Source organism: Brenneria roseae subsp. roseae (assembly GCF_003115845.1).
Taxonomy (GTDB): Bacteria; Pseudomonadota; Gammaproteobacteria; order Enterobacterales; family Enterobacteriaceae; genus Brenneria; species Brenneria roseae.
On sequence record NZ_KZ819029.1, the window covers coordinates 203,940 to 220,491 of the forward strand.

Here is a 16,552-nt window from a genome sequence, read left to right on the forward strand (position 1 = left end):
GATACCAACATGACTTTCCATGCCGTTTTTTGTTTTATCGCCTTCCTATCTCCTTAAATAGCATGGTATTTAATGCTTAAGCCGGATTAGGAATATCAATAAATGTCACGTCAAAATTATGTTGTTCAGCCAGCCATTCCCCCAAAGCTCTGATACCGCCCCGCTCGGTGGCGTGATGTCCGGCCGCAAAAAAATGCAGCCCCATTTCGCGGGCGATATGAATCGTCTGCTCGGATACTTCACCGGTAATAAACGCATCGACACCGAATCTGGCCGCCGGTTCAATAAAGCCCTGACCACCACCGGTACACCACGCAACACGTTGTATCTGTTGCGGTGCATTATCCCCACAATGCAGCACTGAACGCCCCAAACGGTTTTCCAGACGGCGGCAAAACGCATCACTATTCATTGGCTGCGCGAGTTCACCATGAGGCACCAGCGGTTCAATCATACCCAGCACCTTGAGCTCCAGCAGTTCCGCCAGTTGGGCGTTATTACCCAACTGCGGATGTGCATCCAACGGTAAATGGTAGCCGTACAGGTTGATATCGTTGACCAGCAGCGTCTTCAGACGGTGACGTTTCATACCGCTGACAACCGGGGATTCGTTTTTCCAGAAATAACCATGGTGAACCAGAATGGCATCCGCCTCATGTTCAACCGCCGCATCCAGTAACGCCTGCGACGCCGTCACGCCGGTAACAATACGCTGAACGTTATCGCGCCCTTCCACCTGCAAACCATTCGGCGCATAGTCCTGAAACGTCTCGACGTTCAGTAACTGGTTCATCAGTTTTTCCAAATCACGATTATGCATACTTGTTCTTCTCTTTCTGTTCATTATTTACCGCACTCGCGCTTTTGGCGGCGTCAAAAGCTGCCAGCGTCTGCTGTCTGGCATATTTATGGTCGACGATCGGTCGCGGGTAATTCAAGGTACAATGCTGTTTCTCGGCCCACTGATGAGGTTGATGAATCGCCTTATCCGGCACGATCGCCAACTCTGGCAGAAACCGGCGGATAAATCTGCCCTGTGGGTCAAAACGCTCGCCCTGCGTGGTCGGGTTGAAAATACGGAAATACGGTGCGGCATCGGTTCCCGTCGACGCAGCCCATTGCCAGCCACCGTTGTTAGCCGCCAAATCACCGTCCAGCAGTTGCTGCATAAAATAGCGCTCACCCTCACGCCAATCGATAAGTAAATCTTTTACTAAAAAACTGGCACAAATCATACGTAAACGATTATGCATCCACCCGGTTTGATTCAGTTGCCGCATGGCGGCATCAACGATCGGATAGCCGGTTTGTCCCTGTTGCCATGCCGACAAATCTTCCGGCGAGTGACGCCACTGGACACCCTGCGTCCAGGCACTAAACGGTCTGTGTTTACATAATAACGGCCATGCAACCAGTAAGTGGCGGTAAAACTCACGCCAAATCAGCTCATTAAGCCAGATAAACGCCCCGCCTTCCCGCCGTTCCAGTAGCTCAGGACATTCGGCACGCAGGCGATTAAAACACTGGCGTGGCGAAACGACACCCAGCGCCAAATAAGGAGAGAGTTTGCTGGTGCCAGCTAACGCCGGTAAATCGCGCTGTTGGTGGTAATCCTGCACCTGCTCGCGGCAAAAGCGCCTGAGCCGTCGCAGGGCAGCCGGTTCACCTACCGGAAAATCACTGTCAATATCCTGCTGCGGGTAGCTGAATGGGGTTAAAGTCTGGGCGATATCGATTGCACCACCGTTTCGTACCGCAGGAGCGGGAACAGAGCGGGGGTCCGCTTCCAGCAGGCGTTTAATAAACGCGCGGCGAAAAGGGGTAAAAACCTTAAACATGTCGCCGTTTCCAGTCAATACACTCCCCGGAGGTAGCAGCAAACTGTCATCAAACCCGTAACACACCACCCGTTCCGCTAACAACCGCTCTACCCGTTGGTCACGCTGGCGCTCGTTAATTTCATATTGCCGGTTATAGAACAGATGCGATACCTGCTGCTGTTGGCAGAATGCCGCCAGCCAGTTCACCGACTCCGCAAAATCGGAACATTCGTGGTAATAAAGCGTAATCCCTTTTTCGGCCAGCGCCTGTTGCACCGCCTTGAGATTTTCCAGCAAAAATGCCGCCTGACGTGAAGACATATCATGTTGCCGCCATTGCTGCGGGGTCGCAATGAATACCGCCAGCACCCGCGCCTGCGGATCGTTACATGCAGCCGAAAACGCCAGATTATCGGTAATGCGTAGATCGTTTCGCAGCCAGACCAGGTGGGTGTTCATGAATCGTCCTCAATCTGTCCGTTAACGACCATAACGCAGCCTCAGCGCTCTCGGATAGGGCGCGAAAAGCAGGCAGGCACTGACGCCCGCCGGGATATGTTCAAACATCATGATTTGCCCTTACAAAAAGTCTATCTCTCTGTTCAGCATAGCGGATTTTCTCCCTTTTCTATGCAGACGATGGCGAGAATAAGGTCATAAATCATGATATTGATGGAGGCAATAGATAGGAAAAACCCCCGCCGAAGCGAGGGTCAAACAAGAATGGGCTATAGAGAGAACCAATATCGCAACAATATTAAAAATGCGCGCTATTAGTAAAAATCGCATGCCGCCGCTTCGGACTGTTCCATCCATACTGGTTTATCGCTGGTTTTCAGCCACACACGGTGTAGATAGCTGTAAAAACGTGCGCGATCGTGGCGGAATAACATGACAGGCAAAGTCACTATGCCGACGAAGACAACAGCAATACGACGCAGGAGAATGCGGTGTAAAGAATAAGCAGTATAGAGTGACATAACGATCCTCCCTTGGGGATGCGTGAGCGGCTTCACTCACATAAACGATAAAATTAAAGCTGAGATATTGATTAAAATTTTATCGTCTTTAGTGAAAATTTACTACTCATCCGACCAGAAAAAGATGAAATAATCGCCAGTTTTTCCCAATTACGTCATTAAGTTACAAAATGGTTAAAAACAAACATATCACCAGTTAAATTATGGTTTTAAATCATAAGATCCACGTAACAATAAATTGGGCGTTCAGTGAACGGCTTGGTATGTGATGAAGATTGACGGCGAAAATTATCGCCCATCTCATCCGGCTGCACGTCAGGACATCGCCACCAGTTAGCGTTTTTGCCATAAACGCTTCACGATTTTACGCCGCTACTCTGGCGATTGGCCGCCACTGGGCGTAACATTTCCGTTTTGTGCTTCACAACGTTTTTTGTCTATTTTCAGGGATATGAGCTCATGAGCAGTTGGTTAATCTATGCGTTGCTTTCTGCGCTGTGCGCCGCACTGGTCGCGCTGTTTGGGAAAATCGGTCTGCAAAACCTTGACGCCAATACCGCCACGGCAATCCGTTCCGTCGTCATGGCGCTCTTCCTGGTTGGCGTCGTGGTTGCACAGGGAAAGATCGCGATAGTCAGCGACATTCTTGCCAATAAAAAAGCGCTGTTGTTTATCCTGCTGAGCGGCGTGGCGGGCGCGATGTCGTGGTTATTCTATTTTGTTGCCTTGAAAAACGGGAATGTCGCTCAGGTTGCCCCTATCGATAAACTTAGCGTGGTGTTTGCCGTGGTACTGGCGGTACTGCTACTCGGGGAAAAGATTTCGCTGGTGGCCGGAGTCGGTGTGGCACTGATCTCGGTAGGTGCATTAATGGTAGCGCTGGGATAAAAACGCCGGGAGCATTTTTCAATGTTGCCTGGAAAGGGCGGCAGGCGTCCTGCCTGCCATAAAAAAGGCGCTGCAAGCAGCGCCTGAGGTGACTTATTTGGCATTCGCCAGCACAGCGCTGACGATTTCTACCGCTTCTTTCTCGATACGCGCCCGATGCTCTGCACCGAGGAAACTTTCACAGTAGATTTTGTAGGCTTCTTCCGTACCGGAAGGACGCGCGGCAAACCAGCCGTTATCGGTTATCACTTTCAAACCACCGATAGACGCGCCATTGCCCGGCGCTGCCGTCAGGCGAGCGGTAATCGCATCTCCCGCCAGCGTATTCGCCGAAACCTGTTCAGGCGATAACCGGGACAACGCCGCTTTCTGGGCATGAGTCGCCGGCGCCTGAATACGGTTATAGCTCGGCGCCCCAAAGCGCTGCGCCAGATCGTCGTAATGCTGCTGCGGATTTTTCCCCGTCACGGCGGTAATTTCCGCCGCTAACAGACACATGATGATCCCGTCTTTATCGGTTGACCACGGCGTACCATCAAAACGCAGGAATGACGCTCCCGCACTTTCTTCACCACCGAAGCCAAAGCTGCCGTCAAACAGACCATCAACAAACCATTTGAAACCGACCGGCACTTCCACCAGCTTACGGCCCAGATCGGCGACCACCCGGTCGATCATGGCGCTGGAAACCAGCGTCTTACCGACAGCAACGGATTCGCCCCACTGCGGACGATGCTGGAACAGATAGTTGATAGATACTGCCAGGTAGTGATTCGGGTTCATCAGCCCGGCAGGCGTTACGATGCCATGACGGTCATAGTCAGGATCGTTGGCAAACGCCAGGTCAAACTTATCGCGCAGCGCCAGCAGTCCGGCCATCGCCGATACCGACGAGCAATCCATGCGGATGACTCCGTCGTGATCCAGCGTCATAAAACGGAACGTCTGATCAATCGCATCGTTTACCAGCGTCAAATCCAGCTTATATTGCTCGGCAATACGCTGCCAGTAAGCGATACCGGAACCGCCCAGCGGATCAACGCCCAGTTTCAGTCCGGCACGTTGAATGGCGGCCATGTCCACTACGCTGGTTAACCCTTCCACATACGGTTGAACCAAATCCTGTTCATGCAGGTAGCCACTTTTCCACGCTTGATCCAGCGTAATGCGTTTCACATCCCGCAGCTCATCAGCCAGCAGGGCATTGGCACGTGTTTCAATCACGCTGGTAAGATTGGTATCCGCGGGTCCGCCGTTCGGCGGGTTGTATTTAATGCCGCCATCTTCCGGCGGGTTGTGAGACGGGGTAATCACGATACCATCAGCCAGCGCGCCGCCTTGACGGTTGTGCACCAGAATAGCGTTGGAAACCGCAGGCGTTGGCGTAAAACCGTTGTCCTGCTGAACAATCACATCCACACCGTTGGCAGCCAGCACTTCCAGTACCGAAATGAAAGCGGGTTCAGACAAAGCATGCGTATCTTTACCAACATAGCACGGGCCGCTAATACCCTGCTTTTTACGCTCTTCCGCAATCGCCTGCGCAATTGCCAGAATATGCATTTCATTAAAACTGTGACGCCCTGCACTACCACGGTGGCCGGAAGTACCAAACTTCACCGCATGCGCTGCATTCCCAACTTCCGGACGCAAAACATAATATTGCGACGTCAGTTGCGCCACATTAATTAAATCGCTCTGCTGGGTGGGTTTCCCTGCTCTTGGGTGATTAGCCATCGGCATTTCTCCCTGACGCTGTTGTCAAATAAAGAGTTAAATAGTTCCGCAAACTTTCTCTGTCAGTTCAGCAGGGAACTGCATCGTCAGCATGATATGTTCAACCATGCTGCGTTTACGACCGGTATTCGTGTTGGTAATGACCCAGTATGGCGTGCCCGGTATATGCTTGGGTTTCGTGTGTGTACCATTCTGAAGTAAAGTTTGCTGATCGCCAGCAAAATACACGCGCGTGCGGCCATGAAGTGATTCCGTCGCCACGGCAAACTCCGGCGGGGACAAGGTATACAGCGTGGACAGTACCAGCATAAAGCGATTGATTGCTTTATTCTGTTCAGCGTATTCGTCCGATAACAGCAGCTCACGCAGCGTGCGGATCCGATCGCGTGGCCCCGGCATCGACGCCGCTTGAGCCGGGGCCGCCGATTCCTGTACTTGCGGTACGGCAACCTGACCAGCGGTAAATTTCAACATACGCCGTAAAATATCCGATGCGCTCTCACCAATATGCTGTGTGTGGCTGGCGATATAACGATAAAGCTCTTCGTCGACCTCAATAGTTTTCATCTTTATCCAGTACTGTTTTATTACCCAATAGATTTCAACATACAGAAGTCGGCAACTGAACAACGCCCCCGGAACTTAGCTAAAATCTGCCTGGAGCAGATTTGAACGCTGCTTGCTGCGCCACCGGGAAGCCCAGGTAATTCAGGAAGCCGACACGCCTGCATTTGAAAGATGACGGGTATATTACTTAAATCAATCGTCAAGGAGTATACAAGCGATCAAACATTCTCGAACAGCGCCATAGCACAGACAATGCAAAAAGTCGGATTATGCCCCAATGTCTCTGCTTCTGCTCAAGCGGCCGTCCCTGTTCCTTCAACGACAGCATAATGTCGTAAAGTCATGATACCCTAAGCGCCTGTCTCTCTGAATGAACTTCACCATGAAATTGAATTATCGTTGGCAAAATGCTCATCAGCCGCAGGACAAACGACCCGTTATCCTTATTCATGGCCTGTTCGGCAATCTGGATAATCTTGGGGTATTAGCTCGGGAGCTGCAAAATCAACACGATATCCTACAAGTTGATTTACGCAATCACGGCTTGTCACCACGCTCATCACAGATGACCTATCCGGCCATGGCGCAGGATATTCTGGCGTTAATGGATGACTTAAACATTGAACGAGCCATCGTCATCGGCCATTCAATGGGCGGGAAAGTTGCGATGTCGCTTACTGCGCTGATTCCGGATCGGCTGGAAAAACTGGTAGTGATTGATATTGCGCCGGTGGATTATCAGCTACGCCGACACGATGTTATTTTTACCGCGCTCAGGGCCGTCACCGAAGCAGGCATTACATCGCGTTCGGACGCTGCCGGATTGATGCGTCAGTTCATTAAAGAAGAAGGCGTGATTCAGTTTCTGCTGAAATCATTCCAGCAAGGAGAATGGCGCTTTAACGTGCCGGTATTGTGGGAGCAGTACGAGAATATCGTCGGTTGGCAGGTTGTTCCCCCGTGGCAGGGGCCGATTTTGTTTATTCGCGGTGAAAACTCACCCTACCTGGATGATATCTATCGTGATGCCTTGTTAAGCCAATTCCCGGCAGCCCGCGCATATGTGATCAGCGGCGCCGGTCACTGGGTGCATTCTGAAAAACCGGAAGCGGTTTTACGCGCCATTCATCGTTTCCTGGATGCCGGTTAACCAGACAGGCCGTCAACGACAGTTAACCGTTGTCGCCGCCAGTGCGGCTAAGGTATGATGGCGCTCGCAGTAGAGGGACGGCTGATTCAGCCACAGGCATTGTAACCACATCATCAAAATGCACGCGTTATATACCTCATAGATTTCATCATGCCGGCAAACCAGATCGCCGGTTTCATGAAAGATAAAGGACGTAGAATGTGCGCGTTTTGGTCCGAATACCTTGCAGTATCATTACCTATGGCAAAAGAACAAACGGATCGCACCACGTTGGATCTGTTCGCAGATGAACGTCGCCCGGGCCGCCCGAAGACCAATCCGCTTTCACGTGATGAACAGCTAAGAATCAATAAGCGTAACCAGCTGCGACGCGATAAAGTTCGCGGATTGCGGCGTATTGAATTAAAAATCAATAGTGAGGCAGTGGATATACTGAATAGTCTGGCGGAACAACGGAATATCAGCCGTAGCGAACTTATTGAGCAAATACTGTTGGCGCAGTTGGCCGACCAATCATCCTGAAATATCAAGTTATGAGATTGGTACAGTGTCATCCCTGACACTGAGGAAAACCAGACTCAGAATTTTTCCCAATTATCCTGGCTGGGCGGCAGCGCTTTTCTGACAGCCGTAGCGGCTACCGCTTTTGGCGCCGGCGCTGAATTTGCCACTGCCTGCGATTGTTGATGTTGATGTTGATCGGACAGCTGGAATAAAGAAACCGTCTGGTTCAGCAGCGCCGCCTGTTCTTCAAGGGATTGCGCCGCGGTCGAGGCCTGTTCCACCAGCGCCGCATTCTGCTGAGTCACGCTATCCATCTCCGCGATCGCCTGACCGACCTGCGCAATGCCTTTGCTTTGCTCTTCCGAAGCGGACGCAATTTCTCCCATGATGTCTGTTACATTCGTCACCGCCCGCACAATTTCATGCATGGTGCTACCGGCATCTTCAACCAGATTCGATCCGGTATCCACACAGCGTACCGATTCGGAAATCAGCCCTTCAATTTCCTTCGCGGCTTGTGCACTGCGCTGCGCCAGACTGCGGACTTCCCCTGCCACCACGGCAAAACCACGGCCCTGCTCACCGGCTCGTGCGGCTTCTACCGCGGCGTTAAGCGCAAGAATGTTCGTCTGGAAGGCAATGCCGTTAATCACGGTGGTAATCTCGGCAATCTTCCTCGAACTGCCGGAGATTTCCGACATGGTTTTCACCACATTTTCAACGATGTCGCCACCTTTTTTCGCGGTTGTTGACGCTTGCAACGCCAATTGGCTGGCATGGTTGGCATTTTCCGCATTCTGCTTCACCGTTGCCGTCAATTGCTCCATGCTGGCAGCGGTTTCTTCCAGCGCGGAAGCCTGCTGTTCCGTACGTGATGACAAATCGTTATTGCCGGCCGCAATCTCTGATGCGCCCTGATAAATAGAGTCTGTACTGTTGCGGATTGTGCTGACGGTATTCGCCAGACTGGTTTGCATTTCCCGCAGCAGCGGAAACAGTTTACCAACGCAGTTGTGGCCAAAATCGATAATCGGCTTGCCTAGCTGGCCGGAAGCAATGACGCTGAAATGGTCGCGCAGCTCGTTCAATGGACGAGTCAGACAGATCACCAGATAGCGGTCGGTCAGGAACAGCATCATCAAACCGACCACCAAACCGGTCAACAAGATATTCTGGCCGATCGAAGTAATCTGTTCGAATCGAACCCCCGCCGCATCAAACTTGTCAGCGCTGGCTTTACTGAAAGCGGTCAGCGATGCGCCGAACTGCCGGCTCAGCGGCGGCACCACGTTTTTAGCCTGATCCTGATAATCATCCAACGCATTGGCGGCCGCCTTTTGGTATAGCGGATCAACGCCCTGTGAAATCAGATTACCCCAGTCACGGCTGACCGCTTGTACCAGCGCATCATCCAGACCGGCATGATCGATGGCATTAAACGCGATCAAATCAGATTTTAAAGTATTCAGCGCGTTCAAAGCGGATGCCTGCTCTTTATCCGCTGAATCATTATCGCCATTGCGGCGATAATCAACCGCTCGCGCCAAACGCGTGACCATACGAAAATACTGATCGTTGCCTTGATTGACAAAGTTCATGTTCTGCACCAGCAAACTGCTGGTCTTGGATGTCGCAGTCATCTCTTTAAAAGAGAACATGGTATAGATAGAGACACCGCCCCATAATACGCAAAAGGTGCCTAACACCCACAGCATCGCCGTTCTAATGGCAATATCTTTTAATAGTCTCATAGCTTGCTCCAGACCTAAGCATTAAAATAACAAGAATGGCTTTTTATCGTTAATCAACAGACAGTTTTCAGAAAAACCATGTCATGAAATATGTTACATCTCCCCCAATGTTCAATTTCACTGTGTTGAAAACAAAAGGGACCACGCTGACTAATCGACAAAATTCAGAGAATATTTAGCGTTGGAGATATCTTTCTTCAATTTATTGTTCTATTTCGCGAACAATTTCATAAATTTTCAGATATATAAGAATATTAAGTACCTTAAATGCCGCTGAAGAAGGTTAGCGGCACTAACCGCAGCATATGGAAAAATCCGGTCACAGGCAGTATGACGATACAATGAGCGACAACCATGGCGAACTACAGCACAGATCACCGATGTCAGGTTGATTTTAAGGTGTCTGCCATATCCCGGAAGATAATATTACGATTGCCGATAAAATTTAAACTTTTCAATTTCATACGGTCCTACTACCTATAGCTTATCATCTTCGCCATGATGATATTTGTTTAAAAATCCAACATACATCTCATGATTTGCCGAAAATTGTCCGGCTAGTAACCTGATAACGTGACGAAATTAGCGTAAAAGACGAAAAGATAAAATCAAAATGGCATTTCATTATTCTTTAAGCAAAAAATATAACATTTTATTTTTAAGCATCCCGATTTTAATATTTAATTCGCACGCTAACATTCTAATATGATAAAGAATAAGCGGATATGGGAAATAACGGCCTGATATTGCGCCTTCCCTCCTTCAACAATTCCGCATGCCTGTGACAACCTTATCACGCGGTGTGTTATCAACCATCAACCTCGTTTAAAGGCGATGGCAGCATGATTGACATTGCCACTCGCATACCAGATTGCCTTGAATAGGTGTGTGTTAACCAACGCCAAACCGATGCGGATAAAACCCCACCCAATTTACGTATCCTTACCGATACGAGTTTCTCATGCAGGTTGTGTCTGTTATTATGAGCCGATAAGTGGGTGAGACATGGCACCATACCATTAAGAATCAAGAGGTTATTTAATTCATGGCACTGATAGGCATTTTCTTTGGCAGTGATACTGGCAATACTGAAAACATTGCCAAGACGATCCAACAGCAGCTGGGCACCGACGTTGCTGAAGTTCATGACATCGCCAAAAGCAGTAAAGAAGATCTCGAAGCTTTCGATATTCTGCTGTTGGGTATTCCGACCTGGTATTATGGTGAAGCCCAATGCGACTGGGATGACTTTTTCCCGACGCTGGAAGAGATCGATTTCACCGGTAAACTGGTTGCCCTGTTTGGCTGTGGCGATCAGGAAGATTATGCAGAATACTTCTGCGATGCCATGGGCACCATTCGTGACATCATCGAGCCACGCGGTGCGACCATTGTCGGGCACTGGCCGACGGAAGGTTATTACTTTGAAGCATCGAAAGGTCTGGCGGATGACAACCATTTCATCGGTCTGGCCATTGACGAAGATCGTCAACCTGAACTGACCAGCGAACGCGTAACGACCTGGGTTAAACAGATCAGCGAAGAGTTGAACCTGAAAGAGCTGGTTGGTTAATATTGTTTCTGGCCCTGATAGCACGATCAGGGCCAGATCAATAGGAAAAACCTTTCATAATAATTGACACATTTTTTTAACTTCCCGCCATAAACCTGTACAATAAACCCATCGGTTTTGTACGTGCATGAATGTTTCTTCATTTATCAACAACACATTGCGTCAATACCTATAATAGGTGTGGGGACAACATTGTTAACATTCCATGGTTTCCATTTTGCATGCACGGTTCTATAATTGGGACGCTATTACATTTTTTGAGCCGACCGATGTCATAGGCTAGATAGCCTCCATTGATATAAGTAAGCAACAGGACTAAATCCGCATGACTGACAATAACACCGCATTAAAGAAGGCCGGCCTGAAAGTCACTCTTCCAAGACTGAAAATTCTGGAAGTATTACAGGACCCAGAGTGCCATCACGTCAGTGCGGAAGATTTATACAAAAAACTGATTGATATGGGCGAAGAGATTGGTCTGGCGACCGTTTATCGCGTACTTAATCAGTTTGATGATGCTGGTATTGTCACCCGCCATAATTTTGAAGGTGGTAAATCAGTTTTTGAATTGACTCAACAACATCATCATGACCATCTGATTTGCCTGGATTGTGGCAAAGTCATTGAATTCCGCGATGAATATATTGAAGCGCGTCAGCGCGAAATCGCAGAAAGACATGGTATCAAACTGACAAACCACAGTTTGTATCTGTATGGCCATTGCAGCGCAGGGGATTGCCGTGAAGACGAAACCCTGCACGATGCAAGAAGATAAATCGACCGCATAAAAAATCGCCGAAGCGATTTTTAACATCGCTTGCGACGGCCCGCAGGGTGACGGGCAGGATAGCTCGTCACAAAATAAAACCGCCGAGGCGGTTTTATTTTTATATTACCGGGTACTCTGTCCGGCGTTAGCCAACCCAGGTATCCCGCAAGCCGGCAGTACGGTTAAACACCAGATGCTCTGCACTGGAGTAAACACGGTCTGCGCAGAAATAACCTTCTCGTTCAAACTGATAGGCCTTCTCTGCTTCAGCCTGCGCCAGGCTGGCTTCGACAAATCCATAAGTAATCTTCAGTGAATCCGGGTTAATGGTGGACAGAAAATCTTCCGCCGCGGCCGGGTTCGCAACGCTGAACAAACGATCGTACAGACGGAATTCTGCCGGCAACGCATGGGCTGCTGACACCCAATGAATCACCCCTTTCACTTTGCGACCGTCTGCCGGGTCTTTACTTAACGTTTCAGGATCGTAGCTGCAATAAATAGCGGTGATCGTGCCCTGCTCGTCTTTCTCGATACGCTCGGCTCTGACCACGTAAGCATTACGCAGGCGGACTTCCTTACCCAGCACCAAACGTTTGTATTGCTTGTTGGCTTCTTCACGGAAGTCGGCGCGATCGATATAAATCTCACGGCTGAACGCCACCTGGCGAGTCCCCATCTCCGGCTTGTTCGGATGATTTGGCATGGTAACCCGCTCTTCATGGTCTGAAGGCAGACTTTCAATAATCAGCTTCACTGGATCCAGAACCGCCATGGCACGCGGCGCATTTTCGTTCAGATCGTCGCGGATACAGGATTCCAACGCCGCCATTTCGACATTATTATCCTGCTTGGTAATCCCGATGCGAACACAAAACTCACGGATAGACGCCGCACTATAACCGCGACGACGCAAACCAGAAATGGTTGGCATACGCGGATCGTCCCATCCCTCGACAACCTTTTCCTCGACCAGCAGATTCAACTTGCGCTTGGACATGATGGCATATTCAAGATTCAGGCGAGAAAACTCATACTGACGTGGATGGCAAGGAACCGTAATGTTGTCCAGTACCCAGTCATACAACCGACGGTTATCCTGGAATTCCAACGTACACAGGGAGTGCGTCACGCCTTCCAGCGCATCGGAAATACAGTGGGTAAAGTCATACATCGGATAGATGCACCACTTGTTGCCGGTCTGATGATGCTCAGCGAACTTGATACGATAGAGAACCGGGTCGCGCATAACGATAAATGACGATGCCATATCAATCTTGGCACGCAGACAAGCGCTTCCTTCAGCAAAACCGCCGTTACGCATTTTCTCAAACAGCGCGAGGTTTTCCGGTACGGTACGATCGCGATAAGGGCTGTTTTTCCCTGGCGACGTCAGCGTACCGCGGTATTCCCGGATCTGTTCCGGCGTCAGTTCATCAACGTATGCCAGTCCTTTACTAATCAACTCAACCGCATACAGGTGCAACTGATCGAAATAGTCGGAAGAATAGCGAACCTCGCCGCTCCATGAGAACCCCAGCCACTCTACGTCACGTTTGATCGACTCAACGTATTCAATATCTTCTTTTACCGGGTTGGTATCGTCAAAGCGCAGATTGCACTGCCCATTGTAATCGCGTGCAATGCCAAAATTCAGACAGATAGACTTCGCATGCCCAATATGCAGATAGCCGTTAGGCTCTGGCGGAAAACGCGTCTGGATATGATCATGCTTACCGGATGCCAAATCTTCATCAATAATCTGACGGATAAAGTTAGTTGGGCGGGCTTCAGCCTCACTCATGCTTGATTCCTCAAATGCTAAAACGACATATAACCGCTAATGATCCAACAAGCTACGTCGGGAAACAACTGTTAGTTTCATTTAATTATTAATGATGAAAAAAATGGGGTGAGACTGTGATCTCACCCCATAAATTTATAGCAAACCATCACTGTGTGACGTTTATTGCTCTTTGCTGACGCTCTTCAGCGCAGAAGCAATGGATTCCGCCTGCGTCCCCACCACTATCTGAACGCTCTGCTTATTCAGGCGGATAACACCCGCTGCACCGAGTCGTTTGGCCTGGGCTTCGTCAACCAGACCGGAATCCACAACATTCAGACGCAAGCGCGTAATACAGGAATCAATCCCAACCAGGTTATCTTTACCGCCAAGCGCCGCCAGATAGCCTCGAGCCAGTTGGTTGGCATCCTGAGCGGTGGATGTTGCAGGCGTTGTGTTGACGTTATATCCATCGGCTTCGCTGCCACTGACGGACAGTTCACGCCCGGGCGTCAGCAGGTTGAAACGAGTGATGGTAAAACGGAACACCAGATAGTAAACGCTAAAGAACACCAGTCCCTGTGGTATCAACATATACCAGTGCGTCGCCAATGGGTTACGCGACGACAGCATCATATCCACCAGACCGGCACTGAACCCGAAACCGGCTATCCAATGCATACTGGCCGCAATGAACACGGAAATCCCGGTGAGCAACGCATGCAGGAAGTACAGCACCGGCGCGACAAACATAAAGGAGAATTCGAGCGGTTCGGTGATCCCGGTGAAGAAGGAAGCAAATGCGGCCGCGATCATAATCCCGGCAACCTTGCTCTTATTCTCAGGACGCGCGCAGTGATAAATCGCCAATGCGGCACCAGGCAGACCAAACATCATAATGGGGAAGAAGCCTGCCTGATAACGTCCGGTGATCCCCACAACCGCTTTACCCGCATCGATGGACTGCTGCCCGGCAAGGAAATTCGGGATATCGTTAATCCCGGCGACATCGAACCAGAACACTGAATTCAAGGCATGATGCAAACCAACAGGGATCAACAAACGGTTAAAGAACGCATAGATCCCGGCGCCAGCCGAGCCCAATTGCTGAATGTGTTCACCAAAAGCCACCAGCGCATTGTAAATGGCTGGCCACACGTACATCAAAATGAATGCCACCAGAATCATCAGGAACGATGTCAGGATGGGAACCAGACGGCGTCCGCTGAAAAATGACAGCGCTTTCGGTAATTCAACCTGACTAAAGCGGTTATACAGTTCCGCTGAAATAATACCGACCAGAATACCAATAAACTGATTTTCAATTTTCCCGAAAGCCGCAGGCACCTGATCGACCGGGATGTTCTGAATCATGGAAACTGCCGCTGGCGAACAGAGCGTGGTCAATACCAGATAGCCGACAAAACCGGTGAGTGCGGCTGCACCGTCTTTATCTTTCGACATGCCATACGCAATACCCACAGCGAACAGCACCGCCATGTGATCAATAATGGCCGCACCTGATTTGATAAACAGCGCCGCCAGCGCATTTTCACTTCCCCAGCCCACCGGATCTATCCAGTAGCCGACACCCATCAGGATGGCGGCGGCAGGCAACGTCGCGACTGGTACCATCAACGCCCGCCCAACCTTTTGTAAATAGCCTAGAATACTCACCTTTTCCTCTCTTCCCCTAGGGGTAAACAAAACTGCCGGTTAGATTTGCTCACTGCCGGGTCAAACCATCGTGTATGGCTTTGGCATGGAGTGTAAGAAAAATATTTCGCTACGCAAATTAAACCCTAGCATTATGTGATAACAATCACTAAAAAATCGCATACAAAAAGTTTATACCTGAATAAAACGCCAACTTATTTCAAGACAAAAAAAAACAAGGTACACTGATACCCAGTTTTAATCCCGGCATTGAAACGCGCCAATGGCGCGATTTAGCCTAATACTTATTTTATTCCCTATCGTTCTCAAGGTGCGGTAAGGCGGCAATGGAACCCGTTCCCGGAAATCTGGATAGCCGGAGGAACGGGAAAACGCAAGAAGACGCTATATCGGCCACTTGAAGAAAGATGACGGGATCACCCATTGAGTAAACCAGGAGAGCACTGATGAGACTCATTCCCTTAAATACCACGGCGGGAGTCGGCAAATGGGCCGCACGTTATATCGTCCAGCGAATCAACGACTTTAACCCCAGCGCCAGCCGACCTTTTATTCTCGGGCTCCCTACTGGCAGTTCACCACTGGAAGCCTATAAGGCGCTGATTGCGATGCATCAAGCCGGTTTGGTGAGTTTCAAACACGTTGTGACTTTCAATATGGATGAGTATGTCGGCCTGCCCAGCGACCACCCTGAAAGTTACCGTACCTTCATGTACCAGAATTTTTTCAATCACATTGATATTGCGCAGGAAAATATTAACCTGTTGAATGGTAATGCAGAGAACATCGAAGAGGAGTGTCTCCGTTACGAAGAAAAAATCAAATCCTACGGCAAGATCCATCTGTTTATGGGCGGCGTGGGCAACGATGGACACATTGCCTTCAATGAGCCCGCATCGTCTTTAGCCTCCAGAACGCGCATAAAAACCTTGACCGAAGAAACGCGTATCGCCAACTCCCGTTTCTTTGGCGGTGAGGCGAGCCTGGTGCCCAAATATGCGCTGACCGTTGGTGTGGGTACGCTGCTGGATGCCGAAGAAGTGATGATTCTGGTTACCGGACGCAACAAGGCACAGGCCTTGCAGGCAGCGGTAGAAGGAAACGTAAACCACATGTGGACAATCAGCTGTCTACAGCTTCATGCTAAAGCAATCATGGTTTGCGATGAATCGTCCACTATGGAGCTGAAGGTAAAAACGGTTAAATACTTCCGTGAGTTAGAAGCGGAAAACATGAAAAATCTTTAATCTATATCCCCAATAGATTTCAGAATACAGGACAAAACGTTGTCGTTTTGTACAACGCAAAGCGTTGGCCTTTAGGGCGAGGTTCATTCATGCGCCTCGTAAC

14 protein-coding genes are annotated in these 16,552 nt (G+C 49.7%); 6 read left to right on the forward strand and 8 right to left on the reverse strand.

What is annotated here, in order from left to right; genetic code table 11:
• Window positions 1–76: 76 nt before the first annotated feature.
• The 3 genes from DDT52_RS12865 to DDT52_RS12875 all read right to left on the reverse strand — a co-directional run bounded on the left by DDT52_RS12865 (window position 77) and on the right by DDT52_RS12875 (window position 2,800).
• Window positions 77–820 carry a type 2 GTP cyclohydrolase I gene (locus DDT52_RS12865; RefSeq protein ID WP_136156710.1) on the reverse strand — a complete coding sequence of 248 codons (744 nt, stop codon included), beginning with the start codon at window positions 818–820 and terminating at the stop codon, window positions 77–79.
• Window positions 813–2,279: a deoxyribodipyrimidine photo-lyase gene (gene phrB / locus DDT52_RS12870; RefSeq protein WP_136156711.1), complete on the reverse strand. Its 1,467-nt coding sequence runs from the start codon at window positions 2,277–2,279 to the stop codon at window positions 813–815. Before phrB ends, DDT52_RS12865 begins: the two co-directional genes overlap by 8 nt.
• A 314-nt stretch (window positions 2,280–2,593) precedes the next feature.
• Window positions 2,594–2,800: a YbfA family protein gene (locus DDT52_RS12875; RefSeq protein ID WP_136156712.1), complete on the reverse strand. Its 207-nt coding sequence runs from the start codon at window positions 2,798–2,800 to the stop codon at window positions 2,594–2,596.
• Between the two features lie 459 nt (window positions 2,801–3,259).
• Here DDT52_RS12875 and DDT52_RS12880 point away from each other — a divergent pair, with 459 nt between their 5' ends.
• Window positions 3,260–3,688, forward strand: a complete 429-nt coding sequence (locus tag DDT52_RS12880; protein WP_136156713.1) for an EamA family transporter — start codon at window positions 3,260–3,262, stop codon at window positions 3,686–3,688.
• Between the two features lie 93 nt (window positions 3,689–3,781).
• Here DDT52_RS12880 and pgm read toward each other — a convergent pair whose 3' ends face one another.
• Window positions 3,782–5,425 (reverse strand): phosphoglucomutase (alpha-D-glucose-1,6-bisphosphate-dependent), encoded by a 1,644-nt coding sequence (gene pgm / locus DDT52_RS12885; protein ID WP_136156714.1) that lies wholly within the window; start codon window positions 5,423–5,425, stop codon window positions 3,782–3,784.
• A 36-nt stretch (window positions 5,426–5,461) separates the two neighbouring features.
• Window positions 5,462–5,992: a replication initiation negative regulator SeqA gene (seqA, locus tag DDT52_RS12890; RefSeq protein ID WP_136156715.1), complete on the reverse strand. Its 531-nt coding sequence runs from the start codon at window positions 5,990–5,992 to the stop codon at window positions 5,462–5,464.
• A 382-nt stretch (window positions 5,993–6,374) separates the two neighbouring features.
• Here seqA and ybfF point away from each other — a divergent pair, with 382 nt between their 5' ends.
• Window positions 6,375–7,142, forward strand: coding sequence for an esterase (gene ybfF, locus DDT52_RS12895; RefSeq protein ID WP_136156716.1), 768 nt, complete (start codon window positions 6,375–6,377; stop codon window positions 7,140–7,142).
• A 240-nt stretch (window positions 7,143–7,382) separates the two neighbouring features.
• Window positions 7,383–7,664: a LexA regulated protein gene (gene ybfE, locus DDT52_RS12900; RefSeq protein WP_109053724.1), complete on the forward strand. Its 282-nt coding sequence runs from the start codon at window positions 7,383–7,385 to the stop codon at window positions 7,662–7,664.
• Window positions 7,665–7,720: 56 nt separating this feature from the next.
• Here the strand turns inward: ybfE and DDT52_RS12905 are convergent, their stop codons facing one another.
• Window positions 7,721–9,397 carry a methyl-accepting chemotaxis protein gene (locus DDT52_RS12905; RefSeq protein WP_136156717.1) on the reverse strand — a complete coding sequence of 559 codons (1,677 nt, stop codon included), beginning with the start codon at window positions 9,395–9,397 and terminating at the stop codon, window positions 7,721–7,723.
• Between the two features lie 1,045 nt (window positions 9,398–10,442).
• On the opposite strand from DDT52_RS12905, the gene fldA reads away from it, so the two are divergent.
• Together fldA and fur are read left to right on the forward strand one after the other, a co-directional pair.
• Window positions 10,443–10,970: a flavodoxin FldA gene (gene fldA / locus DDT52_RS12910; protein WP_109053698.1), complete on the forward strand. Its 528-nt coding sequence runs from the start codon at window positions 10,443–10,445 to the stop codon at window positions 10,968–10,970.
• A gap of 325 nt (window positions 10,971–11,295) precedes the next feature.
• Window positions 11,296–11,745, forward strand: a complete 450-nt coding sequence (gene fur, locus DDT52_RS12915) for a ferric iron uptake transcriptional regulator (protein WP_109053699.1) — start codon at window positions 11,296–11,298, stop codon at window positions 11,743–11,745.
• 139 nt (window positions 11,746–11,884) lie between these two features.
• Here fur and glnS read toward each other — a convergent pair whose 3' ends face one another.
• Entirely contained in the window at window positions 11,885–13,543 is a 1,659-nt protein-coding gene (gene glnS, locus DDT52_RS12920; RefSeq protein WP_136156718.1) for a glutamine--tRNA ligase, read from the reverse strand.
• A 162-nt stretch (window positions 13,544–13,705) separates the two neighbouring features.
• Window positions 13,706–15,202 carry an N-acetylglucosamine-specific PTS transporter subunit IIBC gene (gene nagE / locus DDT52_RS12925; RefSeq protein WP_136156719.1) on the reverse strand — a complete coding sequence of 499 codons (1,497 nt, stop codon included), beginning with the start codon at window positions 15,200–15,202 and terminating at the stop codon, window positions 13,706–13,708.
• A gap of 446 nt (window positions 15,203–15,648) precedes the next feature.
• On the opposite strand from nagE, the gene nagB reads away from it, so the two are divergent.
• Window positions 15,649–16,449, forward strand: a complete 801-nt coding sequence (gene nagB, locus DDT52_RS12930) for a glucosamine-6-phosphate deaminase (protein WP_136156720.1) — start codon at window positions 15,649–15,651, stop codon at window positions 16,447–16,449.
• Window positions 16,450–16,552: the final 103 nt, after the last annotated feature.